The 23,781-nt window shown below is 63.4% G+C and carries 27 protein-coding genes; 15 read left to right on the top strand and 12 right to left on the bottom strand.

The window, feature by feature from the left end:
- Positions 1–8: 8 nt before the first annotated feature.
- The 4 genes from LGQ10_RS24590 to LGQ10_RS24575 form a co-directional block, all read right to left on the bottom strand.
- Positions 9–296, bottom strand: coding sequence for a PA4642 family protein (locus tag LGQ10_RS24590; protein WP_058438236.1), 288 nt, complete (start codon positions 294–296; stop codon positions 9–11).
- Positions 297–359: 63 nt separating this feature from the next.
- Complete coding sequence (locus LGQ10_RS24585; RefSeq protein WP_058438238.1) at positions 360–845, bottom strand: hypothetical protein; 486 nt, start codon at positions 843–845, stop codon at positions 360–362.
- Between the two features lie 136 nt (positions 846–981).
- Positions 982–1,455 (bottom strand): WbuC family cupin fold metalloprotein, encoded by a 474-nt coding sequence (locus tag LGQ10_RS24580; RefSeq protein ID WP_226523473.1) that lies wholly within the window; start codon positions 1,453–1,455, stop codon positions 982–984.
- Between the two features lie 3 nt (positions 1,456–1,458).
- Entirely contained in the window at positions 1,459–2,016 is a 558-nt protein-coding gene (locus LGQ10_RS24575; RefSeq protein ID WP_058435970.1) for a hypoxanthine-guanine phosphoribosyltransferase, read from the bottom strand.
- A gap of 164 nt (positions 2,017–2,180) precedes the next feature.
- Here LGQ10_RS24575 and upp point away from each other — a divergent pair, with 164 nt between their 5' ends.
- Both upp and LGQ10_RS24565 read left to right on the top strand, forming a co-directional pair.
- Positions 2,181–2,819, top strand: coding sequence for a uracil phosphoribosyltransferase (gene upp / locus LGQ10_RS24570; RefSeq protein ID WP_226523472.1), 639 nt, complete (start codon positions 2,181–2,183; stop codon positions 2,817–2,819).
- 2 nt (positions 2,820–2,821) lie between these two features.
- Entirely contained in the window at positions 2,822–4,096 is a 1,275-nt protein-coding gene (locus LGQ10_RS24565) for a uracil-xanthine permease family protein (RefSeq protein ID WP_226523471.1), read from the top strand.
- A 56-nt stretch (positions 4,097–4,152) separates the two neighbouring features.
- Here the strand turns inward: LGQ10_RS24565 and hemH are convergent, their stop codons facing one another.
- Both hemH and LGQ10_RS24555 read right to left on the bottom strand, forming a co-directional pair.
- Entirely contained in the window at positions 4,153–5,175 is a 1,023-nt protein-coding gene (gene hemH / locus LGQ10_RS24560) for a ferrochelatase (protein WP_226523470.1), read from the bottom strand.
- Positions 5,176–5,188: 13 nt separating this feature from the next.
- Positions 5,189–6,091, bottom strand: a complete 903-nt coding sequence (locus LGQ10_RS24555; RefSeq protein ID WP_058435974.1) for a TIGR01777 family oxidoreductase — start codon at positions 6,089–6,091, stop codon at positions 5,189–5,191.
- Between the two features lie 194 nt (positions 6,092–6,285).
- On the opposite strand from LGQ10_RS24555, the gene LGQ10_RS24550 reads away from it, so the two are divergent.
- The 12 genes from LGQ10_RS24550 (at position 6,286) to LGQ10_RS24495 (ending at position 16,342) form a co-directional block, all read left to right on the top strand.
- The gene (locus LGQ10_RS24550) at positions 6,286–7,272 is read left to right on the top strand and encodes an NAD(P)/FAD-dependent oxidoreductase (protein ID WP_226523469.1); all 987 of its coding nucleotides are present in this window, start codon (positions 6,286–6,288) and stop codon (positions 7,270–7,272) included.
- A complete protein-coding gene (locus LGQ10_RS24545) occupies positions 7,269–7,484 on the top strand; it encodes a TIGR02450 family Trp-rich protein (RefSeq protein WP_058433876.1) in 216 nt (71 codons plus the stop codon). The genes LGQ10_RS24550 and LGQ10_RS24545 overlap by 4 nt, the downstream gene beginning before the upstream one ends.
- Positions 7,485–7,611: 127 nt before the next feature.
- Positions 7,612–8,562, top strand: coding sequence for a YbgA family protein (locus tag LGQ10_RS24540; RefSeq protein ID WP_226523468.1), 951 nt, complete (start codon positions 7,612–7,614; stop codon positions 8,560–8,562).
- A gap of 3 nt (positions 8,563–8,565) precedes the next feature.
- Positions 8,566–9,501, top strand: coding sequence for a MerR family transcriptional regulator (locus tag LGQ10_RS24535; RefSeq protein ID WP_226523467.1), 936 nt, complete (start codon positions 8,566–8,568; stop codon positions 9,499–9,501).
- A 13-nt stretch (positions 9,502–9,514) separates the two neighbouring features.
- A complete protein-coding gene (gene phrB, locus LGQ10_RS24530) occupies positions 9,515–10,960 on the top strand; it encodes a deoxyribodipyrimidine photo-lyase (RefSeq protein ID WP_226523466.1) in 1,446 nt (481 codons plus the stop codon).
- The gene (locus LGQ10_RS24525; RefSeq protein ID WP_058435881.1) at positions 10,953–11,378 is read left to right on the top strand and encodes a nuclear transport factor 2 family protein; all 426 of its coding nucleotides are present in this window, start codon (positions 10,953–10,955) and stop codon (positions 11,376–11,378) included. Before phrB ends, LGQ10_RS24525 begins: the two co-directional genes overlap by 8 nt.
- On the top strand, positions 11,375–12,145 hold the full coding sequence (locus tag LGQ10_RS24520) for an SDR family NAD(P)-dependent oxidoreductase (protein ID WP_226523465.1): 771 nt from the start codon (positions 11,375–11,377) through the stop codon (positions 12,143–12,145). Before LGQ10_RS24525 ends, LGQ10_RS24520 begins: the two co-directional genes overlap by 4 nt.
- Positions 12,142–13,389, top strand: a complete 1,248-nt coding sequence (locus LGQ10_RS24515; RefSeq protein ID WP_058435883.1) for an NAD(P)/FAD-dependent oxidoreductase — start codon at positions 12,142–12,144, stop codon at positions 13,387–13,389. The genes LGQ10_RS24520 and LGQ10_RS24515 overlap by 4 nt, the downstream gene beginning before the upstream one ends.
- On the top strand, positions 13,386–14,201 hold the full coding sequence (locus LGQ10_RS24510) for a DUF1365 domain-containing protein (RefSeq protein ID WP_226523464.1): 816 nt from the start codon (positions 13,386–13,388) through the stop codon (positions 14,199–14,201). The genes LGQ10_RS24515 and LGQ10_RS24510 overlap by 4 nt, the downstream gene beginning before the upstream one ends.
- Positions 14,188–15,459: an SAM-dependent methyltransferase gene (locus tag LGQ10_RS24505; protein ID WP_226523463.1), complete on the top strand. Its 1,272-nt coding sequence runs from the start codon at positions 14,188–14,190 to the stop codon at positions 15,457–15,459. The genes LGQ10_RS24510 and LGQ10_RS24505 overlap by 14 nt, the downstream gene beginning before the upstream one ends.
- A complete protein-coding gene (locus LGQ10_RS24500; RefSeq protein WP_226523462.1) occupies positions 15,452–15,967 on the top strand; it encodes a DUF2878 domain-containing protein in 516 nt (171 codons plus the stop codon). The genes LGQ10_RS24505 and LGQ10_RS24500 overlap by 8 nt, the downstream gene beginning before the upstream one ends.
- Positions 15,968–16,021: 54 nt before the next feature.
- A complete protein-coding gene (locus LGQ10_RS24495) occupies positions 16,022–16,342 on the top strand; it encodes a YkgJ family cysteine cluster protein (RefSeq protein WP_058436345.1) in 321 nt (106 codons plus the stop codon).
- 8 nt (positions 16,343–16,350) lie between these two features.
- On the opposite strand, the gene LGQ10_RS24490 is transcribed toward LGQ10_RS24495, so the two are convergent.
- The 6 genes from LGQ10_RS24490 to hemA form a co-directional block, all read right to left on the bottom strand.
- A complete protein-coding gene (locus LGQ10_RS24490) occupies positions 16,351–16,869 on the bottom strand; it encodes an acyloxyacyl hydrolase (protein ID WP_058436346.1) in 519 nt (172 codons plus the stop codon).
- Positions 16,870–16,985: 116 nt separating this feature from the next.
- Positions 16,986–17,777: a glutamate racemase gene (murI, locus tag LGQ10_RS24485; RefSeq protein ID WP_226523461.1), complete on the bottom strand. Its 792-nt coding sequence runs from the start codon at positions 17,775–17,777 to the stop codon at positions 16,986–16,988.
- The gene (locus LGQ10_RS24480) at positions 17,770–18,525 is read right to left on the bottom strand and encodes a molybdopterin-synthase adenylyltransferase MoeB (protein WP_058436353.1); all 756 of its coding nucleotides are present in this window, start codon (positions 18,523–18,525) and stop codon (positions 17,770–17,772) included. The genes murI and LGQ10_RS24480 overlap by 8 nt, the downstream gene beginning before the upstream one ends.
- Positions 18,519–19,349, bottom strand: a complete 831-nt coding sequence (prmC, locus tag LGQ10_RS24475; RefSeq protein WP_226523460.1) for a peptide chain release factor N(5)-glutamine methyltransferase — start codon at positions 19,347–19,349, stop codon at positions 18,519–18,521. Before prmC ends, LGQ10_RS24480 begins: the two co-directional genes overlap by 7 nt.
- Entirely contained in the window at positions 19,350–20,432 is a 1,083-nt protein-coding gene (gene prfA / locus LGQ10_RS24470; protein ID WP_226523459.1) for a peptide chain release factor 1, read from the bottom strand. It lies immediately after the preceding gene.
- Complete coding sequence (gene hemA / locus LGQ10_RS24465; RefSeq protein WP_226523458.1) at positions 20,432–21,706, bottom strand: glutamyl-tRNA reductase; 1,275 nt, start codon at positions 21,704–21,706, stop codon at positions 20,432–20,434. The genes prfA and hemA overlap by 1 nt, the downstream gene beginning before the upstream one ends.
- Before the next feature lie 346 nt (positions 21,707–22,052).
- On the opposite strand from hemA, the gene LGQ10_RS24460 reads away from it, so the two are divergent.
- Entirely contained in the window at positions 22,053–23,777 is a 1,725-nt protein-coding gene (locus LGQ10_RS24460; RefSeq protein WP_226523457.1) for a tetratricopeptide repeat protein, read from the top strand.
- Positions 23,778–23,781: the final 4 nt, after the last annotated feature.

The following is a 23,781-nucleotide window of genomic DNA, read 5'->3' as shown; positions in this document are numbered from 1 at the left end:
ATGAGGAATCAGCCGCGGGCCTTGTCCATCAGTTCGATGTAGTCGGCGGCATTGCGCTGGTCACGAATCAGCTCGACGAAGGTCCTGCCCTGTTCGTCCTTGCCATCGAGGTCGTGGCCGGCCTCGACGAAAAACCCCAGGAACCGTTCGAAATCGTCGATGCGCAGACCGCGGTAGGCCTTGATCAGCTTGTGCAGGGACGGAGAAGTGGCGTCGACCGGCTCGAAATCGAGGAACAACTTGACCTGCTCATCACCGATTTCGTCACCAATTACCTGTTTCTTATCTTTACGCATTGCCGACTCCAGCTCGCAGACATTTCACGGGGCGGGCAGTTTACCCCCAGCCCACCTCCGGCCTCAACGCGGACGCACGCTGCCAGTATGAAGGTCGGCCCAGACGTGGCCATTGGCGTAGCTGAGAAACTGGCAATACACGGTGTCGTTGCGCAGCAGGTCGATCACCGCCCGATACTGCGCCATAGGGTAATAGAGGGTCAGCGTCCGGCTCTTGGCGTCGTACTGCGGTTTTTTCAGGCTTTTGCTCTCGCCGTCGAAGTTCACCAGCACCTGGCTGATGGTCGCGCCCTTGTTCAAGGGCTTGCCCTTGAGTCGCACCCACACCGGCGAGGTCACGGGAATCGGCTGCTGGTTGGATTGACGCTGGCTACCGATCACCACCGAATACTCGGTGACCTGCAGCAACTGTTGCTGTTCCGGGACGCTGTCGCGCAGGGTCAGATCGTCGGGAGGCAGAAACTGCCCATGCAAGGGAGCCGGAGCGGCTGCCAGGGGCAGGCTCAAGCACAGAAGAAAGGCCGCGCTACTGCGAATCAACAGGCTCATGACAGGCTCCAGACAAGGGCCGAGCACTCTAGCATGGGTTTCCCGGGATACGGCGGGTGCCGAGCGACCCTGGACGCCAAGGGCGGTACTTGCTCAAGAAAACGCAGCCTGCGGTGACAGTCGAGGCTGGGCTCGCTCAGTCGAACTGGGCGCGCATCCAGGCCTGGTATTCGGCCACACCGGGCTCGCCTTCACGAGGCGCCCAACTGGCCTGCTCACTCTCGTTCAGCGCTCGATAGGGCCCGGCCTTGCATTCGAACATCAGGCTATCGGGCTCCAGCACCACCAGGCCGTGGAATACCCCAGATGGCAGGTCCACCCCGACACAGTCGCCACCTGCCTGCAGGATCTTCCTGTCCTGAACCTGGCCAGCCTCATCGAAGATCAGCAGGCCCAGGCGCCCCTTGAGCACCAGCAGGGTCTCGGCCTTGTCGGCACTCATGTGGCGATGTGGCGGGATGTAGGTCGCAGGCTGCAGCCCCACCGCCAGGCGGTGGCAGGGCTCTTCCATGGCGTGGAAGTTATGGTGCTGGCGCCCCCGGGGATTGGCCGCGGCCTTCTCTGCCAGGTCGCTGAACAACGCTTGATCGAGAAAGCTCGGCCCGGTCATGTTTTACATGCCCTTCACGGCATAGATGCCGGCGGCGTTGCGCCAGTAACCCTTGTAGTCCATGCCGTAGCCGAACACATAACGGTCGACGCACGGCAGGCCCATGTAATCGGCCTTCAGGTCCGAACGTGCCTTGCGGTCATGGTCCTTGTCGATCAGCACGGCGGTGTGCACTGCACGAGCGCCGGCGTGGCGGCAGAAATCGATGATGGCGGTCAGGGTATGCCCTTCGTCGAGGATGTCATCGATGATCAGCACATCGCGGTCAATAAAGGAGATTTCCGGCTTGGACTTCCAGAACAGCTCGCCACCGCTGGTTTCATTGCGATAACGGGTTGCGTGCAGGTAGGAGGCTTCCAGAGGGAAGCGCAGGTGCGTCAACAGCTTGCCGGCGAAGATCAGACCGCCGTTCATGACACAGAACACCACCGGATTGCGCTCAGCCAGTTCTTCAGTGATTTGTGCACCGATCCGGGCGATGGCCGCCTCGACTTCAGCTTCGGTGTACAGGCAGTCAGCCTCGCGCATGATTTGACGGATATGCTCGAGATCAGCGGACATGGCGCTCTCCAAGGGGTGGCAGTTTCGGAAAAGCGGGCAAAGGTACGCATCCGGCCCGGTCAGATCAAGCGTTTCTGGACTAACGTACTTCATGTCTATAGGACAACAACCCCGGATAGATTAATCTAGGCCGTTTTTTTTGCCCGCCGCCGGAGCCTTTCCCTATGCCCATCCATGAGATCCGCCATCCGCTGATCCGTCATAAACTTGGCCTTATGCGCCGCGCAGACATTAGCACGAAGAACTTTCGCGAGCTCGCTCAGGAAGTCGGCGCCCTGCTGACGTACGAAGCCACCAAGGACCTGCCCCTGGAAAGCTATGAGATTCCAGGCTGGTGCGGCCCCGTCCAGGTGGAAAAGATCGCCGGCAAGAAAATTACCGTGGTGCCTATCCTGCGCGCCGGCATCGGCATGCTTGAAGGCGTGTTGAGCCTGATCCCGGGTGCCAAGGTCAGCGCCGTGGGTGTTGCCCGCAATGAGGAAACCCTGCAGGCCCACACCTACCTGGAAAAACTGGTACCGGAGATCGACGAGCGCCTGGCGATGATCATCGATCCGATGCTGGCCACCGGCAGTTCCATGGTCGCCACCATCGACCTGCTGAAGAAAGCCGGCTGCCGGGACATCCGCGCCATGGTCCTGGTAGCTGCCCCCGAAGGCATCGCCAGCGTCCAGCAGGCCCACCCGGACGTGACCATCTACACCGCGTCCATCGACGAAAGACTCAACGAGCATGGCTACATCATTCCTGGCCTGGGCGATGCCGGAGACAAGATCTTCGGTACCAAGCAGAAGGACTCCTGATCATGCAGGATGAGTTCAACGATCCGCTCTGGCGCCAGGTACTGTCTGGCGCACAGATGCTTTTCGTAGCCTTTGGCGCCTTGGTGTTGATGCCGTTGATTACCGGTCTTGACCCCAACGTGGCGCTGTTCACGGCGGGTCTCGGGACTCTGTTGTTCCAGGTAGTGACCGGGCGCCAGGTGCCGGTGTTCCTGGCGTCGAGCTTTGCCTTCATCACCCCGATCATCCTCGCCAAGGGCCAGTTCGGCCTGGCCGCGACCATGGGCGGAGTGATGGCGGCAGGTTTTGTCTACACCTTCCTTGGCCTCGCGGTGAAGATCAAAGGCACCGGTTTCATCGACCGCCTGCTGCCGCCGGTAGTCATAGGCCCGGTGATCATTTCCATCGGCCTGGCCATGGCCCCCATCGCCGCCAACATGGCCATGGGCAAGGCCGGTGACGGCAGCGAGCTGATTCATTACCAGACGGCAATGATGATCTCGATGCCGGCGCTGCTCACCACGCTGATCGTCGCGGTGTTCGGCAAAGGCATCTTTCGCCTGGTGCCGATCATTTCCGGCGTGCTGGTGGGGTTTGCCCTGTCGTTCTACTTTGGCGTGGTGGACACCGCGAAGATCGCCGCCGCCCCGTGGCTGGCACTGCCGCACTTCACCGCACCGGAGTTCAACTGGCAGGCGATCCTGTTCATCGTCCCGGTGGCCCTGGCCCCGGCTATCGAACACATCGGAGGGGTGATCGCGGTAGGCAGCGTGACCGGCCGCGACTACCTGAAGAAGCCCGGCCTGCACCGCACCCTGCTCGGTGACGGCATCGCCACCACCGCTGCCGGCCTGTTCGGCGGCCCGCCCAACACCACCTACGCCGAAGTGACCGGCGCGGTGATGCTGACCAAGAACTACAATCCGAAAATCATGACCTGGGCGGCAGTCTTCGCCATCACCCTGGCCTTTATCGGCAAGTTCGGCGCGCTGCTGCAAAGTATCCCGGTACCGGTGATGGGCGGGATTCTCTGCCTGCTGTTCGGTTCGATTGCCGCCGTGGGCATGAATACCCTGATCCGGCACCGGATCGACCTGGGCGAGGCTCGCAACCTGGTGATCGTGTCGGTGACGCTGGTATTCGGCATCGGCGGCATGCTGGTAGGCAGCGGTACCGGCCAGGATGACTTCGGCCTCAAGGGCATCGCCCTGTGCGCCATCGTCGCCATTGCCTTGAACCTGGTCCTGCCGGGCAATGATGGCTGGAAGAACAAGCAGTCCGACGATCCGCTGATCTGAAAACGCCCTTGCGGGCCCGGCCCTGCAACAACGCAGCGCCGGCCCCGCGAAGCGGACTATAGCGCCAGCGGCGCCCGCGAACACAAGGTGCCCAAGGCCTGGGCCCATTGCGGGTCGTCGTTCAGGCAGGGAACCAGCACCAGTTCTTCTCCTCCCGCTGCACGGAACTGCTCAAGCCCGCGGTCACCGATCTCCTCCAGTGTCTCGATGCAATCGGCAACGAAGGCCGGGCACATCACCAGCAGCTTCTTCACCCCTTGCCTGGCCAGCTCATCGAGACGCGCCTCGGTGTACGGCTCGATCCACTTGGCCCGCCCCAGGCGCGACTGGAACGACACCGACCATTGCTCGTCAGCCAGGCCCATTTGTCGAGCAAAGGCCTTGGCGGTGCGGAAACACTGGCCGCGATAACAGTTGGCGAGCACCTGCGGCGAAGCGTCCTGGCAGCAATCGCCGGCACCATCCAGGCGATGCCCCGGGTTGAGCTTGTGCAAATGGCGCTCGGGCAATCCGTGGAAACTCAGCAGCAGGTGGTCGAAGGGCTGTTGCAGGTGCGGCTTGACGCTGGCGACCAGGGCATCGATGTACTCGGGCTCGTCGTAGAAGGGCTGCAGCACGCTGAGCTGCACATCCAGCTGGCGCTCGCGGATCACCCGTCGAGCTTCCTCGACCACGGTGGTCACGGTGCTATCGGCAAATTGGGGGTACAGCGGCGCCAAGGTGATCTTGCGCTGCCCCTGGGCCACCAGCTTGAGCAACACCGACTCGATCGACGGTTCGCCATAACGCATCGCCAACTCTACCGGCCCCTGCTTCCACTGCTCGCTCATCACCCGCTGCAAACGTTGGCTGAGCACCACCAGTGGCGAGCCCTCCTCCCACCAGATCGACTGATAGGCATGGGCCGACTGGGCCGGGCGCTTGATCAGGATCAGCGACACCAGCAGGCGTCGCACCGGCCAGGGCAGGTCGATGACATAGGGGTCCATGAGGAACTGATTGAGGTAGCTGCGCACATCCGCCACGGAAGTGGAGGCTGGCGAACCGAGATTGACCAGGAGCAACGCGTGATCGGTCATGCAACGTCCTATTTCAATGGCGGCCGGACACATCGCCCAGGGCCGCAGGCAAATCGGTGAACTGGAAAGTGAAACCCGCTTCCAGCAAGCGCGCGGGCACGGCGCGTTGGCCTCCCAGCAGCAACAGTGACAAATCGCCCAGCATCAGGCGCAAGACAAAGGCCGGCAACGGCAAGAATGCTGGCCGATGCAGGACTTGCCCCAGGGCCTTGGCAAATTCGCCGTTGCGCACCGGCTTCGGCGCGCAGGCATTATAGGGACCCCGCGCTTGCTCCTGATGCACAAGAAAATCAATCAGGGCGATCTGATCATCGATGTGAATCCATGGCATCCACTGTCGGCCACTACCAATCGGGCCACCCAGGCCCAGCTTGAATGGCAGCAACAGACGCGACAAAAAGCCGCCTTCAGCAGACAGCACCAGGCCGGTGCGCACCAGGACCACACGCACTCCCATGGCCTCGGCGCGCAGCGCAGTTTCTTCCCAGGCGATGCACAACTGGCTGGCAAAGTCCTCGCTGACCGGAGGCGAATCCTCCGCCAGTTCCCGCTCGCCACCATCGCCATACCAGCCCACCGCCGACCCCGACACCAGGACCCGGGGCTTTTGCTCACGGCTCTCGAGCCAGGCCAGCAGGGTTTCGGTGAGCGTGATGCGACTGGCCCACAACAGCGCCTTGCGCTTGTGGGTCCAGGGACGATCGGCTATGGGAGCACCGGCCAGGTTGATTACCGCGTCCAGCGGAGCTTGGTCCAGTTCCTGCAAAGACTTGACTGCGCGCACCTGGGGACCGCACAAGGCGGCAACTTTATCGGGTTGGCGAGTCCATACACTCAACTGATGACCCTGGGCCAGCCAATGACGACACAGCGCCCGCCCGATCAAACCAGTACCGCCGGTCAGCAATATATGCATGACGTCTTCCTCGCGTGGCGTTTTACCCGAATCACTAGTCTATTTTTATAAGCAGGGATCTTTTCAATCGGGCAGGCTGTATTTCAACGATAGACAACCTGCACAACCGATGACGCCGAAAGCTATACCAAAGAACAACATTGTACAGGTTTTGACGGCGGCGTAGTCTGTACAGAAAGGTAAACGAGGCCCCTATGACAGTACCCATTGCAATCATCGGTATCGGCATCGCCGGACTCTCCGCAGCCCAGGCGCTTCGAGACCTCGGGCACTGCGTCCAACTCTTCGACAAAAGCCACGGCAGCGGTGGGCGCATGGCAAGCAAGCGCAGCGACGCCGGCAGCCTGGACCTGGGGGCCCAGTATTTCACCGCCCGCGATCGTCGCTTCGTCACCGAAGTCCAGCGATGGCAATCCAGGGGCTGGGTCGCCGAATGGACGCCACAGCTCTACAACTCCCATGGCGGCCAGCTCAGTCCCTCACCGGACGAACAGACCCGCTGGGTCGGCACGCCGCGCATGAGCGCCATCACCCGTGCGCTGATCGGCGACCTGCAAGTTCATTTCGCCTGCCGCATTACCGAGGTCTTTCGCGGCGAGCGACACTGGCACCTGCAAGATGCCGAAGGGGCCAACCACGGCCCGTTCAGCCACGTGGTCATCGCCACTCCCGCCCCCCAGGCCACCGCGCTGCTGGCCGCCGCACCGAAGCTGGCGGCCGTTGCCGCCGGGGTGAAGATGGATCCGACCTGGGCCATCGCGCTGGCCTTCGAAACACCCCTGGAGACCCCGATGCAGGGCTGTTTCGTCCAGGACAGCCCACTGGATTGGCTGGCACGCAATCGCAGCAAGCCAGGCCGCGACAGCCACCTCGACACCTGGATCCTGCACGCCACCAGCACCTGGAGCCGACAGCACATCGACCTCCCCAAGGAGGCCGTCATCGAGCAGTTGCATGGCGCCTTCGCCGAGCTGCTGCACAGCGTCATGCCCGCGCCCGCCTTCAGCCTGGCACACCGCTGGCTCTACGCCCGCCCCGCCACCAGCCACGAATGGGGTGCACTGGCCGATGCCGACCTGGGCCTGTACGCCTGCGGCGACTGGTGCCTGTCCGGGCGCGTCGAAGGTGCCTGGCTCAGTGGGCAGGAGGCAGCTCGCCGGCTGCACGCGAGCTTGCAGTGAACCGGCTCGACCCACGCAAATTGCTGCTGTCGAAATGGACAGCAGCTCACCCGCAACATCGCGAGAAGCACTTTCTCGTCACCGAACTGTTCTGCGATGAAAAAGGCACCCTGCTGGACATCCAATTGCAGGCAGTGCTCACCCGACGCAACCAGCGCCTGAGCTGGCAGACCCTGCAGAACGATCGAGAATGGCGAATGGGCTGGCAATAGCCTGGCGCCTTCGTCCCGGGGTAATACCTATACAAACAATTTGACTTGTACAACTTTAATCCTATGATGGATTAAAGTTGTACAAGACCTAGAGCTTTGTACAGGAATGTTTCCCGGAGGTTGAACCATGTCCGCCCAGCCGAAAATCGCCATCAGCGCCTGCCTGATGGGTGCCGAGGTCCGCTACAACGGTGGCCACAAGGAATCTCGCCTGTGCAGTCAGGTACTCAGCGCCCATTTAGATTTCCTGCCCCTATGCCCGGAAGTCGCCATTGGCCTGGGTACCCCCCGGGAGCCGATCCGCCTGGTGGGCGACCCAGAACAGCCTCGCGCCGTGGGCACGCGGGACAGCGGCCTGGATGTCACCCGGCCCCTGGCGCAATACGCTGAACACATGGCCGCGCAGTTGGACGATATCTGCGGCTACATCTTCATGCAGAGCTCACCGTCCTGCGGACTGGAACGGGTCAAGGTGTACCAGGCCAACGGCATTCCCCATCGCCATGGCGGTCGCGGCATCTACGCTCAGGCTATTTGCACCCGGTACCCGGACCTGCCGGTGGAAGAAGCCGGGCGCCTCAACGATCCGGTGCTGCGGGAGAATTTCCTGACCCGGGTCTACGTCTATCGCGACTGGCAAGCACTGCTCCGGCAAGGCCTGAGCCGGCGCGCCCTCACCGACTTCCACGCACGCTGCAAATACCTGCTGATGGCCCACCACCCCGTCCAGTACAAGACCCTGGGCAACCTGCTGGGCAGCATGGGCAAGGGCGATCCGATGCTGATCGGCCCGCGCTATTTCAGCGAACTGATGGCCGCGCTGAGCCGCTGCGCCACCCGTGGCACCCACAGCAATGTGCTGCAGCACATCAGCGGCTACCTCAAGCGCGCCATCAGTGCCGGGGACAAACAGGAAATGCAGCACGTCATCGGCCAGTATCGCCAGGGCATCGTACCGCTGGTGGTGCCCATGACCCTGCTCAAGCACCACTTGCGCCAGAACCCCGATCCCTACATTGCCCGGCAGCTCTACCTGCAGCCGCACCCCGAAGTCCTCAGCCTGCGCAATGCGATCTGAGCCATGAAACACCTCACCCAAGCGGCTGACGAAAACCGCGCTCCGTACCAGGACGCCCTGGAGGAAGGCTGGCTGCCGATCCGCGAAGTGGCGCGCCAGACCGGCGTCAACGCGGTCACCCTGCGAGCCTGGGAGCGGCGCTATGGCCTGATCGTGCCCCGGCGCACGCCCAAGGGCCACCGGCTGTACTCCCGGGAGCAGGTGCAACAGATCCTGACCATCCTGACCTGGCTCAATCGCGGCGTTGCGGTAAGCCAGGTCAAGCACCTGCTGGCCAGCACCGCCCGCTCCAGCCCCCCGGTGGAGAATGACTGGCAGCGCCTGCGCCAGACACTGGCCCAGGCCATCGGCCAGCTGGAGGAGCGCAAGGTCGACGACACCTTCAACCAGGCCATGGCGCTGTACCCCCCACGGACCCTGTGCGAGCACCTGCTGATGCCGCTGTTGGCAGAACTGGAGCAGCGCTGGCAGGGCCAGTTCGGCAGCCAGATGGAGCAGGTGTTCTTCTACTCCTGGTTGCGCAGCAAGCTGGGCGCACGGATCTATCACAACAACCGCCAGGTCCAGGGTGCGCCGCTGTTGCTGGTCAACCAGTCGGATCTGCCCCTGGAACCCCACCTATGGCTCACCGCCTGGCTGGCCAGCAGCGCCGACTGCCCGGTGGAAGTCTTCGACTGGCCCCTGCCCGGGGGTGAGCTGGCCCTGGCCACCGAGCGCCTGCAGGCCCGAGGCCTGTTGCTGTATTCCAGCAAGGCGCTCAACCCCGCCCAACTGGCCAGGCTGCTCAGCGGTATTGCCTGCAAGAAATTCATCGCCGGACCCGCGGTGTGCATCCACCCCACCGAGTGGTCCGTATGTCTCACTGAAATCGCCGATCTGCACCTGGCTCAGGACCCGCTTGCGGCCTGCCAGGCACTGCTCGAGCAAGGACTCTTCTGATCCGGGAACCCTCATGCAATTGATCTGGCTGCGCAGCGACCTGCGCCTACACGACAACACCGCCCTGAGCGCCGCCGCCCAGCAGGGCCCGACAGTGGCGGTCTACCTGCTGAGCCCGGACCAGTGGCGAGCCCATGATGACGCCCCCTGCAAGGTCGATTTCTGGATGCGCAACCTGCAATCGCTGAGCGCCGCCCTGGGTCGCCTGAATATTCCGTTGCTGGTCCGCAACGCCGCCACCTGGGACCAGGCGCCCCGGGTTTTGCTGGAACTGTGCCGGCAACTGCAGGTACGCAGGGTGCACTTCAACCAGGAATACGGCATCCACGAGAGCCGTCGCGATACAGCAGTGACCCGTGTCCTGGAAGAGGCCGATATCAACGTCCAGAGCCACTTCGATCAACTGCTGTTCAAGCCCGGCAGCGTGCTGACCAAGAGCGGCAGCTACTTCCAGGTGTTCAGCCAGTTCCGCAAGGTCTGCTACAGCCGCCTGCATACCGCGCTGCCCACCCTGGTGGGCGCGCCCAAGGCGCAGACGCCGCTGTCGATCAAGGCCGATCCGCTGCCGCATCAGGTCGAGGGTTTCCCCACCCCGGGCCCGGCCTTGCGCGAACTGTGGCCAGCCGGCGAGGACGAGGCCCAAGAACGCCTGGAACGGTTCAGCGATGAGCAGATCCACTACTACCAGAGCGAGCGCGACTTTCCGGCCAAGCCCGGCACCAGCCAGCTGTCACCCTATCTCGCCGCCGGCGTGATCTCGCCCCGCCAATGCCTGCACGCCGCCTTGCGCGGCAACCAGGGGGAGTTCGAAAGCGGCAACCCCGGGGCCGTCACCTGGATCAACGAGCTGCTCTGGCGCGACTTCTACAAGCACATTCTGGCGGGCTACCCACGGGTGTCTCGGCACCGCGCCTTCCGCCCGGAAACCGAAGCCGTGAAATGGCGCGACGCACCCGAGGAACTGGCGGCCTGGCAAGAGGCCCGCACCGGCCTGCCGATCATCGATGCCGCCATGCGCCAGTTGCTGGAGACCGGCTGGATGCACAACCGCCTGCGCATGGTGGTGGCGATGTTCCTGACCAAGAACCTGTTGATCGACTGGCGCGAAGGCGAACGTTTCTTCATGCGCCACCTGATCGATGGCGACCTGGCCGCCAACAATGGCGGCTGGCAGTGGAGCGCGTCCACCGGCACCGATGCAGCGCCCTATTTCCGCATCTTCAACCCCGTGAGCCAGTCGCAGAAGTTCGACAGCGAAGGGCGCTTCATCAAGCACTGGCTGCCGCAACTGGCCGGACTGAACAAGAAAGATATCCACAACCCGGCGGCCATGGGCGGCCTGTTCGGCGTCGCCGACTACCCGGCGCCGATGGTGGATCTTTCACGGTCCCGCGAACGGGCCCTGGCAGCTTTCAAGGCACTGCCCTCGCGACTGGATGCAGGAGCCGGCGATGAATGACTTCCTCGACCACTTCGCCCGGGAATTCGCCGCCCTCGACTCGCACAATCTCGATCGCCTGGGCCAGCTCTACAGCGACGACATCCAGTTCACCGACCCTCTGCACCAAGTCCAGGGCCTGGCTCACCTGCGCAGCTACTTTGCCGAGCTGTACGCCAACGTCCGCGAGCTGCACTTCGACTTCCACGGCAGCGACCAGTGCGGCGAGGGCCAGGGTTACCTGCGATGGACCATGAGCTACCGCCACCCGCGCCTCAACGGCGGCGGCCTGATCCAGGTGGCCGGCTGTTCACACCTGCAATGGCGCGACGCCAGGGTCTACCGCCACCACGACTATTTCGACGCCGGCGCCCTGCTCTACGAACACCTGCCCGTGATCGGGGCCGTGATCGCCTGGTTGAAACGGAGGCTGGGATGAACACTGCCATGCCAAGACGGATCTGGCTCACCGGCGCCAGCAGCGGCATCGGCGCGGCCTTGGCCGAAGAGCTGCTCCAGGCCGGCGCCCAGGTGGCGCTGAGCGCCCGTTCCCGCGAGCCCCTGGAAGCCCTGGCCCAGCGCTATCCGGGCCGAGTGCTGGTGGTATCCGGCGACCTCACCGATGCGCTGCAAGTGCGCGAGATCGGCAAGCGCATCGCCCAGGCCTGGGGCGCCCTGGACACGGTGATCCTCAATGCCGGGACCTGCGAGTACATCGAGGTGCAGGAGTTCGACGCCGAGCTGATCGAGCGGGTGATGAGCACCAACCTGCTGGCCGCCGGCTACTGCATCGAGGCCGCACTACCGCTGTTGCGCGCCGGTACTCGCCCGCACCTGGTGGGCGTGGCCAGCTCCGTGACCTACCTGGCACTGCCCCGGGCCGGCGCCTATGGCGCTTCCAAGGCGGCGCTGCGCTACCTGCTGCAATCGCTGCGCATCGACCTGGCCGCCGAGGGCATCGACGTGACCCTGATCAGCCCGGGCTTCGTCGATACCCCGCTGACCGCGCGCAACGACTTCGCCATGCCCATGCGCTGGACCGCCCAGAAGGCCGCCCGGCATATCCACAAGCGCCTGCCCCGCCGGGACCTGGAGATCGCTTTCCCCGCCCCGTTCATCTTCGGCCTCAAGCTGCTTTCCTGGCTGCCCGGGCGCCTGCAACTGGCCCTCGCCAAACGGCTGGCGCGCACGGGGAATGCCTCATGAAAATCGCCATCATCGGCAGCGGCATCGCCGGCCTGACCTGCGCCTACCTCCTGAACCGTCGCCATGACATCCAGGTCTACGAGGCCGGTAGCTGGATCGGCGGTCACACCCATACCGTGGACGTCAGCCTGAACGGCGAAACCCAGGCCGTGGACACCGGTTTCATCGTCTTCAACGACTGGACCTACCCCCATTTCATCCGCCTGCTGGGACAGATCGGCGTCAAGTTCAAAGCCACCGAAATGAGCTTCTCGGTGTGCGATCCGGGCACGGGTTTGGAGTACAACGGCAACAACCTCAACAGTCTGTTCGCCCAGCGGCGCAATCTGCTGTCGCCGGGGTTCTGGGGCATGCTGCGGGATATCCTGCGATTCAACCGGGCCTCCCAGCGCGACCTGCAGCAACAGCGCATCGCCGCCGACACCACCCTGGGCCAGTACCTCGACAGCCAGGGCTATGGCGAGCGTTTCATCCGCCATTACATCGTGCCCATGGGCGCGGCGATCTGGTCGATGGCGCCGGGGCAGATGCTCGGTTTCCCCTTGCAGTTCTTCGTGCGCTTCTTCAAGAACCACGGTTTGCTGTCGGTGAGCAATCGCCCCCAGTGGTGCGTGATCGAAGGCGGCTCCAGCCGGTACATCGAGCCGCTGACCGCCAGCTTTCGCCAGCACATCCGCCTCGACTGCCCGGTGCGGCGGGTCGAGCGCGACGAGCAAGGGGTACTTATCCACAGCGCCGCCGGCAGCGAGCGGTTCGACAAGGTGGTATTCGCCTGTCACAGCGACCAGGCCCTGCAACTGCTGGCCAGCCCGAGCCGCGCCGAACAGGAGATTCTGCAGGCCCTGCCCTACGCCGACAACGACGTGGTGCTGCACACCGATACCCGACTGCTACCGCGCCGGCGCCTGGCCTGGGCCAGCTGGAACTACCGCCTCGATGCCAGCGCCGAGAAGGCCGCTGCCGTGACCTACGACATGAACATTCTCCAGGGCCTGCAGAGCAACAGCACCTTCTGCGTCAGCCTCAACCAGAGCGCGGCCATCGATCCATCGAAAATTCTCGCCCGCTACACCTACGCCCACCCGCAATACAGTCTCGGCGCGGTGGCCGCGCAAGCACGCTGGAGCGAACTGCAAGGCCCCCGCCACAGCTTCTATTGCGGTGCCTACTGGGCCAACGGCTTCCATGAAGACGGCGTGGTCAGCGCCCTGCGCGTGGCCCAGGCCTTTGGTGAACAGCTGTGAACAGCGCCCTGTACAGCGGCTGGATCAGCCACCGGCGCTTTGCCCCCAAGGGCCACGCGTTCCGCTACCGGATCGGTCTGCTGTACCTGGACCTGGACGAACAGGACGCAGTACTGGGCCTGTCGCCCCTGGCCGGATCAGGCCGCTTTGCCCCCTTCGCCTTTCGTCAAGGCGATTACCTGCCGGCCTTCACCGGTCAGGGCATGCGCCTGATCGACGTGGTGCGCCAGCAAGTGGCCATGGCTCTCGGCCATGCACCGAGCGGCAAAATATGCCTGCTGACCCAGGTGCGCAGCTGGGGCCTGGCCTTCAATCCGGTGAGTTTCTTCTACTGCTTCGAGGCCGACGGGCAACTGGCGGCGATTCTCTGCGAAGTCAGCAATACCCCCTGGCGCGAGCGCTATCACTATGTATTGCCCGCTCGCCCGGGCACTGCCACAACGCCCGAGCACCAGCACTTCGCCGTGGCCAAGGCCTTCCACGTGTCGCCGTTCCTGCCCCTGGAGCTGGAATACCGCATGAGCTTCAGCCCGCCGGCCGAACGCCTGGGCGTGCACATGGCCGACTGGCAAGGCGAGCTCAAGGTGTTCGACGCCACCCTCAACCTGAAACGCCAGGCCCTGGATCGTCGCAGCCTGCACCAGTACCTGCGACGTTTTCCATGGATGACCGCCAAGACCTGCCTGGCGATCTACTGGCAGGCCCTGTGCCTGTTCGCCAAGGGCCTGCGTTTTTTCCCCCATCAGGCCGCCGATGGCGCCTTTCGCACAGCCGCTGTACAACCCAAGGATCGCCGCCATGAAATCCTCTAGCGTCTCGGCCAGAGCCCCCTTGTTCAGCACCCACAGCCTCACCGCCAACCTGCTGCGCCGTGGCGTGCTGCGGCAACTGGCGCAACTGCGGCACGGCCAACTGGTGGTCCACGAAGACGGCGAACGCCTGGTGTTCGGCAGCAGTGGCGCTACCCTGCTGGGGGAGATCCACATCCACGACAGCAGCGTCTGGGGTTTTGTGGCCAGCAGCGGCTCTATCGGTGCCGGCGAGGCCTACATCCATGGCTATTGGAGCACTCCGGACCTGACGGCGGTCATCCGCGTGTTCGTCAGCAACCTGGAGGTGCTGGACGCCATGGAAGGCGGCCTGGCGAAACTCGGCCGGCCGCTGATCCGCGGCCTGCACTGGCTCAACCGCAATACCCGCAAGGGCTCGCAGAAAAACATCGCCGCCCATTACGACCTGGGCAACGAGCTGTTCGAGCAGTTCCTCGATCCCACCATGATGTATTCCGCCGCGCAGTTTCGCAGTGACGCAGACAGCCTGGAGCAGGCCCAGTTGAACAAGCTGCATCGCATCTGCCAGAAGCTTGCGCTCACCCCCGACGACCACCTGCTGGAGATCGGCACCGGCTGGGGCAGCATGGCCCTGTATGCCGCGCAGCACTATGGCTGTCGGGTCACCACCACGACCCTGTCCAGGGAACAGTTCGCCTATGCCCGCCAGCGGATCGAGGCCGCCGGCCTGCAAGACCGCGTGACCCTGCTGCTGGAGGATTACCGCGACCTGCGCGGCCAGTACGACAAACTGGTGTCGATCGAGATGATCGAAGCCGTGGGCCACCGCTTCCTGCCCACCTACTTCAAGCAATGTGCGCACTTGCTCAAGAGCAACGGCCTGATGCTGCTGCAGGCCATCACCATTCGCGACCAGCGCTATGAGCAGGCGAAGAACAGCGTGGACTTCATCCAGCGCTACATCTTCCCCGGCGGCGCCCTGCCCTGCGTGCAGAAGATGCTCGAAGTGGTCAGCCGCGAGACCGACATGAACCTGCTGCACATGGAGGATTTCGGCCTGCACTACGCCCGTACCCTGCGCCTGTGGCACGAGAATTTGCGCCGTGCCCATGGCCGCCTCGGCGAACTGGGCTACGACGAGTACTTCCTGAGGCTCTGGGAGTTCTACCTGTGCTACTGCGAAGGCGGCTTCCTGGAACGCACCATTGGCACCGCGCAACTGCTGCTGGCCAAACCTGCGGCGGCGCCACAACCGCTGCTGGGACGCCTGGATGCCTAGGCAACTGGCCAATGCCCTGCTGTTCCAGCTGGGCTGGTTCACGTGTGTGCTCAGCGGCGACAGCCTCTGGCTGCTGCTGGGGGTGGCGATCCTGCTGGCGCATTTTCGCTGGGTCGGCCGCTGGGCCGACGAAGGCCCGATGACGCTCGGCGTCGCCTTGATCGGCATCGCCCTGGACAGTTTCCTGAGTTGGCTCGGGGTGTTCCAGTTCCAGCAAGTCAGCCTGCTGGTCCCCTTCTGGCTGATGCTGCTCTGGGCCTTGCTGGGCACCACCTTGCGCCATTGCCTGGCGTGGAGTACCCACCCCTGGTGGCTGGCATGCGTGCTGGGGGCGCTGGGCGGACCACTGTCCTACTACGCCGGAGGCCGCTTGGCCGGGGTGACATTTCCCTACGGAACAGGGCCAACCCTGGTGGGGCTGGGCGTGCTCTGGGCCCTACTCTGGCCGCTGCTGCATGTGCTGGTGCGAGCGGCGCCCGAGGATGCGCCACTGGCCACTGAAGACTGAGCGTCTGTCAGGGCTTTCACACAGCCCGGGCTCAGTGCCTTACACTTCGCGTCTATGACTACCATCCCCGTTACCATCATCCCCGCTACCCCCATCGCCGAACCTGCCATCAGTTGCTCGACCTGCGCCGCCTGCTGCTGCCAGCTGGAAGTCATGCTGATCACCGACACCGGGGTGCCCGAGCGTTTCATCGATGTCGACGACTGGAATGGGGAAGTCATGCGCCGCCTGGATGACGGCTGGTGTGCAGCCCTGGATCGCGACACCATGCGTTGCAGCATCTATGAGCTGCGGCCGTTGATCTGTCGCGAGTTCGAACTGGGCGAGGCGGACTGCTTGAGCGAACGCCGGGGAATCGCCACGGCGTATCGCTGATAGCAGCCTCAGAGCGGCATCGTGTAGTGCAGCGCGTAGCTTTCGATACCGTCGTTGGGGGTCTTGAGGCCGGCGTTGGAGTAATGCGTGGCGCGGATGCCCACTTCATGTCCACCATTGAAGCGCAGGCCGAAACCGATGCGGTCCTCGAACTGGAAGGACGAGCCCAGCTTGTTGCCTTCCACCTGGGTATGGGCAAAGGCCGCGACGCCGATCCCGGCCTCGACATAAGGCTTGATGTTGCCTGCGGAGAACTCGTAGACCAGTACCGGGGAGAACGACAGGCTGTGGTTGCTCGACGCCTTGTCACCGTCCCAGTAGGTATAGGCACCGCTCCAGTAGCCGGTCAGGCGACCGACGTCGCTTTGCAGCCAGCTCTTGTCCCAATCGAATTGCATGCCCAGCCGGTAGGTTTGCGTCGATTCCCCGGTTTGCCCCACCGAAAACTCCACACCGGCCGCCTGCGCGGAAAGACTTTGCCCCAACAACGCGGCCGCAAGCGCGGCCAGACCCAACAGTCGCTTCATCAGGAACATCCTTTTTTTGAATGATTTTGAACGTTTTTGTACAACCCCATGGCTAGGCTATAGAAATCCGCGCTGATCCAGAAGTTCAGCAGGAGAGCGCTTAATTCACGCTTTTTTCACAAATCGAACGACTGAACACTACCGGATGTTTGCCACAGCAGGGGCAGTACCTGCGCAAAATGCGCAACGTTGCCGCTGGTCCAGAACCGGGTTTGCAGGGCAGGCCCACGGGCACGCAGGCCCCGCTCGTCCAGCAGCCGCTGCAACTGGCGGGCAACTGCACCACCGGTGTCGATCAGGCTGATGTGGGCCGGCAGCATCTGCAACAGGACGGGCTTGAGGAACGGATAGTGGGTGCAACCCAGGATGATGGTGTCGCAACCGGCTGCCAGCAGCGGTTCGACATAACCGCGCAACAACTGGCACAGGGCCGGGCTATGCAAGTCGCCGTTCTCGATCATCTCCACCAGCCCCGGGCAGGGCTGGGTGACCACCTGCACATCGGCGGCAAAGCGATCGAGCAAGGCGGCGAACTTGGCGCTCTGCAAAGTGCCGGTGGTCGCCAGGACTCCGACCACGCCGCTGCGGGTGGCCGCGGCAGCCGGCTTGACCGCAGGCTCCATGCCGACGATGGGCCAGTCGGGAAAGTCTCGACGCAGCTCGGCGACCCCGGCCACGGTGGCGGTGTTGCAAGCCAGGACCAGGGCCTTGGCCCCTTGTTCCCGGAAGAAACGAGCCATCAGGCCGCAACGCTGGCGGATGAATTCCGGCGTTTTTTCACCGTAGGGAATGAAACCGCAATCACCCAGGTACAGCAGCGACTCGTTGGGCAGCAATCGCTGGATCTCCGCCAGCACCGACAGGCCGCCGACGCCAGAATCGAACACCGCGATGGGTGCGTCACTCATGATGAACTCCGCAGACAGTGCAACCCGGATCACGCTTGACTCGCAGTTCACGAAAGCGCGTGCCCAAGGCATCGATTAATAACAGCCGACCCACCAGGGGCTCGCCAAACCCGGCCAGCAGCTTCAGCGCTTCCAGTGCCTGCAGGCTGCCCACGGTGCCCACCAGCGGGCCGAGTACCCCGGCTTCGCTGCAAGTCAGCTCGGCTTCGCTGCCATGCCCGTATAGGCAGTGGTAACAAGGGCTTTCGGGGCGGCGAGGATCGAATACCGACAACTGCCCTTCCAGGCGAATCGCCGCACCACTGACCAGGGGCTTGCCGGCGGCGACACAGGCGGCGTTCACCGCCTCGCGGGTACTGAAGTTGTCGGAGCAATCGAGCACCAGGTCCACTCCCGCCACGGCAGCAACCAGGGTATCGACATCCAGCGCCTGGCGATGGGGCACCAGGCGGACTTCTGGGTTGAGGGCGGACAGGCGGCTGATGGCCGAGTCCACCTTGCTGGCCCCCACGCTGTGGCTGTCGTGGATGATCTGGCGCTGCAGGTTGGTCATGTCGACGGTGTCGAAGTCTGCCAGGTGCAGTTCACCGACCCCGGCTGCCGCCAGGTACAAGGCCGCGGGAGCGCCGAGGCCGCCGAGGCCGACGATCAGCACGCGGCTTTCCTTGAGGCGCAACTGGCCGTCGATATCGACATGCTGCAACAGAATCTGTCGGCTATAGCGCAACAGCTCCTGATCGGTCAGCACGGCAGGCACCCGAGGCTGATGCGCTCATGCCCACCCAGGTCGACCCGACTGTGGACTTCGATGAAGCCCTGGGCAGCCAGCAACTCGCGAACGGCCGCGCCCTGATCGTAGCCATGCTCCAGCATTAGCCAACCGCCTGCCTCCAGGTGTCGAGGGGCTTGGGCAACGATCAGGCGCAGGTCGTCGAGGCCGTCCTTGCCGGCCACCAGGGCGCTTTCCGGTTCGAAACGCACGTCGCCAGCTGCCAGGTGCGGGTCGGCCTCGGCAATGTAGGGCGGGTTGCTGACAATCAGCCCGAAGCGCTGACCGTCAACGGACGCGAACCAGTGGCTGCTGAGTACCGTGACGTTGCCCAATTGCAAGCGCTGGCGGTTGCGCTCGGCCAGGGCCACGGCCTCCAGCACCCGGTCCACCGCAGTGACGTGCCAGGCCGGACGCTCGCTGGCCAGGGCCAGGGCGATGGCGCCGCTGCCGGTGCCCAGGTCGAGGACCCGCGCCGGACCGACCGGCAGCAGTTGCAAGGCGGCCTCCACCAGCAGCTCGGTATCGGGCCGGGGGATGAGGGTATGCGGAGCCACTTCCAGGTCAAGCTTCCAGAAACCCTGCTGGCCGAGGATATAGGCCACCGGCTCGCCGGCGCGGCGCCGTTGCAGGTACTCGCTGAACAGCAAGGCCGCCTCGCTGGGCACGATACGCTCCGGCCAGGTATGGAGAAAACTGCGAGGCTTGCCCAGGGCGGCGGCCAGGAGCAGTTCGGCATCCAGTCGCGCAGTGGGCGAGTCGGGCAGTTGGGCGGCACGCAGCAGGCTGGCGATGATGGTCATTTATTCACCCAATGCCGCGAGTTGATCGGCCTGATATTCAGCCAGCAGTGGCTCGATCACCGCTTCCACCCCCCCAGCGAGGATTTCGTCCAGGGAATACAGGGTCAGGTTGACGCGGTGATCGGTCACCCGGCCCTGGGGGAAGTTGTAGGTACGAATACGCTCGGAACGATCGCCCGAGCCCACCAGCAGCTTGCGCTCGCTGGCGATGGCATTGGCCGCGGCGCTGGTCTGCTGGTCGTTGAGCTTGGCCGACAGCCAGGACATGGCCCGAGCCCGGTTCTTGTGCTGGGAGCGCTCTTCCTGGCACTCCACCACGATCCCCGTGGGAAGGTGGGTGATACGAATGGCCGAGTCGGTCTTGTTCACGTGCTGGCCACCAGCGCCGGAAGAGCGATAGGTATCGACTCGCAGGTCCGCCGGGTTGATTTCAATGGCTTCCTGCTCATCCGGCTCGGGCAGCACCGCCACGGTGCAGGCGGAGGTATGGATACGTCCCTGGGACTCGGTGGCAGGCACCCGTTGCACACGGTGTGCACCGGACTCGAACTTCAATTTGCCGTAGACGTTCTCGCCTTCGACCCGGGCAATGACTTCCTTGTAGCCACCGTGCTCACCCTCGTTTTCCGAGAGGATCTCCAACCTCCAGCCACGCCGCTCGGCATAGCGCGAATACATGCGAAACAGGTCGCCGGAGAAGATCGCCGCCTCGTCGCCGCCGGTACCGGCACGGATTTCCAGGAACACGTTGCGCCCGTCGTTGGGGTCCTTGGGCAGCAGCATGCGTTGCAGGGCGCTTTCCAGCTCGACCAGTTGCTCCTTGGCCTCGCGCACTTCCTCCACGGCCATTTCCCGCAGGTCCGGGTCGCTGTCCTTGAGCAGCGCCTGGGCGCCTTCCAGGTCGGCCTGGACCTTGAGCACTTGTTTATAGGAGGCAACGATCGGCTCGACTTCCGCATATTCCTTGGAATAGGCACGGAACTTGGCCTGGTCGGAAATGACCTCGGCATCGCCGAGCAAGGCGGTGAGTTCCTCGAAACGGTCCTGGAGAATTTCCAGTTTATTGAGCAGTGACGCTTTCATTACGGGGTTTTATCCGAAGGGCCCTCACCGAGGGCAAAGAGTTCTTGGGCCATGGCCAGCGCATCGAGGCGGCCTTCGGCAGACAGCTTTTTCAACTGCACGCTCGGTGCGTGCAGCAACTTGTTGGTCAGGCCACGGGCCAGTTGGGCCAGCACATCTTCGGCACTGCTGCCGTTGGTCAGCATGCGCAGCGCCTTTTGCAGTTCTTCGTCACGCAGGCGCTCGCTCTGTTGACGATAGGCCTTGAGCACATCCACCGCCGCCAACTCGCGCAGGCGCACCATGAAATCCTCGGCGCCGATGCTCACCAGTTCCTCGGCAGCCTGGGCCGCACCCTGGCGACTCTTGAGGTTTTCCGCGACCACTTCGTGAAGATCGTCGACGGTATAGAGGTAAACGTCGTCCAATTCACCGACTTCCGGCTCGATATCCCGGGGAACGGCGATGTCCACCATGAAGATCGGCTTGTGCTTGCGCAGCTTCAGGGCGCTCTCCACCGCCCCCTTGCCCAGGATCGGCAACTGGCTGGCGGTGGAACTGATGACGATATCGCTGTGCACCAGTTCCTGGGGAATCTCCGAGAGCAGCACCGCGTGGGCTCCGAACTGCTCGGCCAACTGGCTGGCGCGCTCCAGGGTACGGTTGGCCACCACGATGCGCTTGACGCCCAGTTCGTGCAGGTGCCTGGCGACCAGGGTAATGGTCTCGCCCGCACCGATCAGCAGCGCCTGGCTGCGCTGCAGGTCACTGAAGATCTGCTTGGCCAGGCTTACCGCCGCAAACGCCACGGACACCGGGTTTTCACCGATGGCGGTATCGGTGCGCACCTGCTTGGCCGCATTGAAGGTCGCCTGGAACAACCGGCCCAGCAAGGGCCCGACGGTGCCGGCCTCACGGGCCACGGCATAAGCGGACTTCATCTGTCCGAGAATCTGCGGTTCGCCCAGCACCAGCGAGTCCAGGCCGGAGGCCACCCGCATCATGTGACGAACTGCCGCATCGTCTTCATGCACGTAGGCGCTGGCACGCAGTTCATCCAGGCTCAGTTGGTGATATTCCGCCAGCCAGCGCAGCACCACATCCGCCGACAGATGATCCTGTTCTATATAGAGCTCACTGCGGTTGCAGGTGGAGAGGATCGCAGCTTCGCGGCTGTCGGTGAGTCGGCAGAGCTGCTGCAAGGCCTCAACCAACTGCTCAGGGGTAAAGGCCACGCGCTCGCGGACGTCTACAGAAGCAGTCTTGTGGTTAATACCAAGTGCAAGGAAGGCCATTCAAGATCGCTGATGATGTCGAGAAGCCGGCAATTGTCCTACTTCGTCAGATTCAGAACAACTCCTGCCGACTATTGTCCTGGTTTTGGGCCAAAACTCGCCGAGCCAAGATCAGGCAAGGCAAAAATGGGCGAACAAGCGAGGCCTGGGCCTCAAATGAGCATTCCAAGCCTGTTTCTGCATCATGTGAAGAACGCCCAGCGCGCAGCAAGGTCGAAGCGCAGGCCATTTTCGCGCACAAACCACTAGACTGCCTATGTTCTGGCGTCCCATTGAGTCTCGGTTATGTTTGGTCGAAGGCTTGTGTCATGATGATCCGACCGCAGGTTAGTCGCCCTCTTCCTATATGAATAGATCTTCCGCGTTGTTCCTCGCCCTCGCCCTCCTCAGCGGGTGCCAGTCCCTTGCCCCTGGCTCATCGGACGCCACGTCGCCGGTGGAGGACAGTGCTCCGGCCCCTGAAAGACCCAAGGTCTATTCCTCGTTCAGCGAAGACACCGTCTTCAGCCTGCTGAGCGCGGAGCTGGCGGGCCAGCGCAATCGCTTCGACATTGCCCTGGACAACTACGTGACCCAGGCGATCAACACCCAGGACCCGGGCATTTCCGAACGAGCCTTTCGTATCGCCGAGTACCTGGGCGCCGACCAGGCGGCCCTGGACACCTCGTTGATCTGGGCCAAGAACGCCCCTGACGATCTCGAAGCCCAGCGCGCCGCCGCCATCCAGCTGGCCCGCGCCGGACGTTATGACGACTCCATGCTTTACATGGAGAAAGTCCTGCAGGGCAAGGGCGATACCCATTTCGACTTCCTGGCCCTGTCCGCCGCCGATACTGATCAGGAAACCCGTGATGGCCTGATGAAAGGTTTCGACCGGCTCCTGCAGAAACACCCGCACAACAGCCAGCTGATTTTTGGCAAGGCCTTGCTGATGCAGCAGGATGGCGATGCCAAGGACGCACTGGCCCTGCTGGAACAGAATCCGCCGGAGGACGGCGAAGTAGCGCCGCTGCTGTTGCGCGCCCGCCTGCTGCAAAGCCTGAACCGCAGCAAGGAGGCCCTGCCCCTGCTGGAAAAAAGCATCCGCAAGTATCCGGATGACAAGCGCCTGCGCCTGACCTATGCCCGCATGCTGGTGGAGCAGGACCGCATGGAAGATGCCAAGGCCCAGTTCTCGAGCCTGGTGCAGCAATACCCCGAAGACGATGAACTGCGTTACTCACTGGCCCTTGTGTGCCTGGAAGCCAATGCCTGGGATGAAGCCAAGGGGTACCTGGAAGACCTCATTGCCCGGGAAAGTCATGAGGACTCTGCCCACCTGAACCTGGGACGCATCGCCGAAGAACTCAACGATCCGCAAGGCGCGCTGATTGAGTACGCCCAGGTCGGCCCCGGCAACGACTACCTGCCGGCACAGCTGCGCCAGGCCGATATCCTTATGAACAACGGTCGTACCGACGAGGCGCAAAAGCGCCTGTTGGCGGCCCGCGACGCCCAGCCCGACTACGCCATCCAGCTGTACCTGGTCGAGGTCGAGACCCTGTCGGCCAACAACCAGGGCGAACGTGCCTGGAAAGTGGTCCAGCAGGCGCTCAAGCAATACCCCGACGATGTGAACCTGCTTTATACCCGCGCCATGCAGGCCGAGAAGCGCAATGACCTGCCCCAACTGGAAAAGGACCTGCGCCTGATCATCCAGCGCGAACCGGACAACGCCATGGCATTGAACGCCCTGGGTTACACCTTGTCCGATCGTACGACCCGTTATGCCGAAGCCAAGGCCCTGATCGAACAAGCCCACCAGCTGACACCGGACGATCCGGCAGTGCTCGACAGCCTGGGCTGGGTGAATTTCCGCCTGGGCAACCTGGACGAAGCCGAGCGCCTGCTGCGCCAGGCCCTGGAGCGTTTCCCCGATCCGGAAGTCGCCGCGCACCTGGGCGAAGTCCTGTGGCACAACGGCAAGCAGCGCGAAGCCCGGCAGACCTGGAGCAAGTTCATCAAGGACCAGCCTGACAGCCGCGTGCTGCGCGATACCATCAAACGCCTGACCGGATCAGAGACTCTTTAAGACC

Origin of the sequence: Pseudomonas sp. L5B5 (genome assembly GCF_020520285.1) — a bacterium.
Taxonomy (GTDB): Bacteria; Pseudomonadota; Gammaproteobacteria; order Pseudomonadales; family Pseudomonadaceae; genus Aquipseudomonas.
Note: the sequence above shows the minus strand (reverse complement) of the source record. Positions and strands in the feature narration are given on the sequence as shown.

Excerpts from the sequence above, each read along its gene's own strand:
- LGQ10_RS24590 (WP_058438236.1), bottom strand. The coding sequence starts at position 296 with ATGCGTAAAGATAAGAAACAGGTAATTGGTGACGAAATCGGTGATGAG.
- LGQ10_RS24585 (WP_058438238.1), bottom strand. The coding sequence starts at position 845 with ATGAGCCTGTTGATTCGCAGTAGCGCGGCCTTTCTTCTGTGCTTGAGC.
- LGQ10_RS24580 (WP_226523473.1), bottom strand. The coding sequence starts at position 1,455 with ATGACCGGGCCGAGCTTTCTCGATCAAGCGTTGTTCAGCGACCTGGCA.
- LGQ10_RS24575 (WP_058435970.1), bottom strand. The coding sequence starts at position 2,016 with ATGTCCGCTGATCTCGAGCATATCCGTCAAATCATGCGCGAGGCTGAC.
- upp (WP_226523472.1), top strand. The coding sequence starts at position 2,181 with ATGCCCATCCATGAGATCCGCCATCCGCTGATCCGTCATAAACTTGGC.
- LGQ10_RS24565 (WP_226523471.1), top strand. The coding sequence starts at position 2,822 with ATGCAGGATGAGTTCAACGATCCGCTCTGGCGCCAGGTACTGTCTGGC.
- hemH (WP_226523470.1), bottom strand. The coding sequence starts at position 5,175 with ATGACCGATCACGCGTTGCTCCTGGTCAATCTCGGTTCGCCAGCCTCC.
- LGQ10_RS24555 (WP_058435974.1), bottom strand. The coding sequence starts at position 6,091 with ATGCATATATTGCTGACCGGCGGTACTGGTTTGATCGGGCGGGCGCTG.
- LGQ10_RS24550 (WP_226523469.1), top strand. The coding sequence starts at position 6,286 with ATGACAGTACCCATTGCAATCATCGGTATCGGCATCGCCGGACTCTCC.
- LGQ10_RS24540 (WP_226523468.1), top strand. The coding sequence starts at position 7,612 with ATGTCCGCCCAGCCGAAAATCGCCATCAGCGCCTGCCTGATGGGTGCC.
- LGQ10_RS24535 (WP_226523467.1), top strand. The coding sequence starts at position 8,566 with ATGAAACACCTCACCCAAGCGGCTGACGAAAACCGCGCTCCGTACCAG.
- phrB (WP_226523466.1), top strand. The coding sequence starts at position 9,515 with ATGCAATTGATCTGGCTGCGCAGCGACCTGCGCCTACACGACAACACC.
- LGQ10_RS24525 (WP_058435881.1), top strand. The coding sequence starts at position 10,953 with ATGAATGACTTCCTCGACCACTTCGCCCGGGAATTCGCCGCCCTCGAC.
- LGQ10_RS24520 (WP_226523465.1), top strand. The coding sequence starts at position 11,375 with ATGAACACTGCCATGCCAAGACGGATCTGGCTCACCGGCGCCAGCAGC.
- LGQ10_RS24515 (WP_058435883.1), top strand. The coding sequence starts at position 12,142 with ATGAAAATCGCCATCATCGGCAGCGGCATCGCCGGCCTGACCTGCGCC.
- LGQ10_RS24505 (WP_226523463.1), top strand. The coding sequence starts at position 14,188 with ATGAAATCCTCTAGCGTCTCGGCCAGAGCCCCCTTGTTCAGCACCCAC.
- LGQ10_RS24500 (WP_226523462.1), top strand. The coding sequence starts at position 15,452 with ATGCCTAGGCAACTGGCCAATGCCCTGCTGTTCCAGCTGGGCTGGTTC.
- LGQ10_RS24495 (WP_058436345.1), top strand. The coding sequence starts at position 16,022 with ATGACTACCATCCCCGTTACCATCATCCCCGCTACCCCCATCGCCGAA.
- LGQ10_RS24490 (WP_058436346.1), bottom strand. The coding sequence starts at position 16,869 with ATGAAGCGACTGTTGGGTCTGGCCGCGCTTGCGGCCGCGTTGTTGGGG.
- murI (WP_226523461.1), bottom strand. The coding sequence starts at position 17,777 with ATGAGTGACGCACCCATCGCGGTGTTCGATTCTGGCGTCGGCGGCCTG.
- prmC (WP_226523460.1), bottom strand. The coding sequence starts at position 19,349 with ATGACCATCATCGCCAGCCTGCTGCGTGCCGCCCAACTGCCCGACTCG.
- prfA (WP_226523459.1), bottom strand. The coding sequence starts at position 20,432 with ATGAAAGCGTCACTGCTCAATAAACTGGAAATTCTCCAGGACCGTTTC.
- hemA (WP_226523458.1), bottom strand. The coding sequence starts at position 21,706 with ATGGCCTTCCTTGCACTTGGTATTAACCACAAGACTGCTTCTGTAGAC.
- LGQ10_RS24460 (WP_226523457.1), top strand. The coding sequence starts at position 22,053 with ATGAATAGATCTTCCGCGTTGTTCCTCGCCCTCGCCCTCCTCAGCGGG.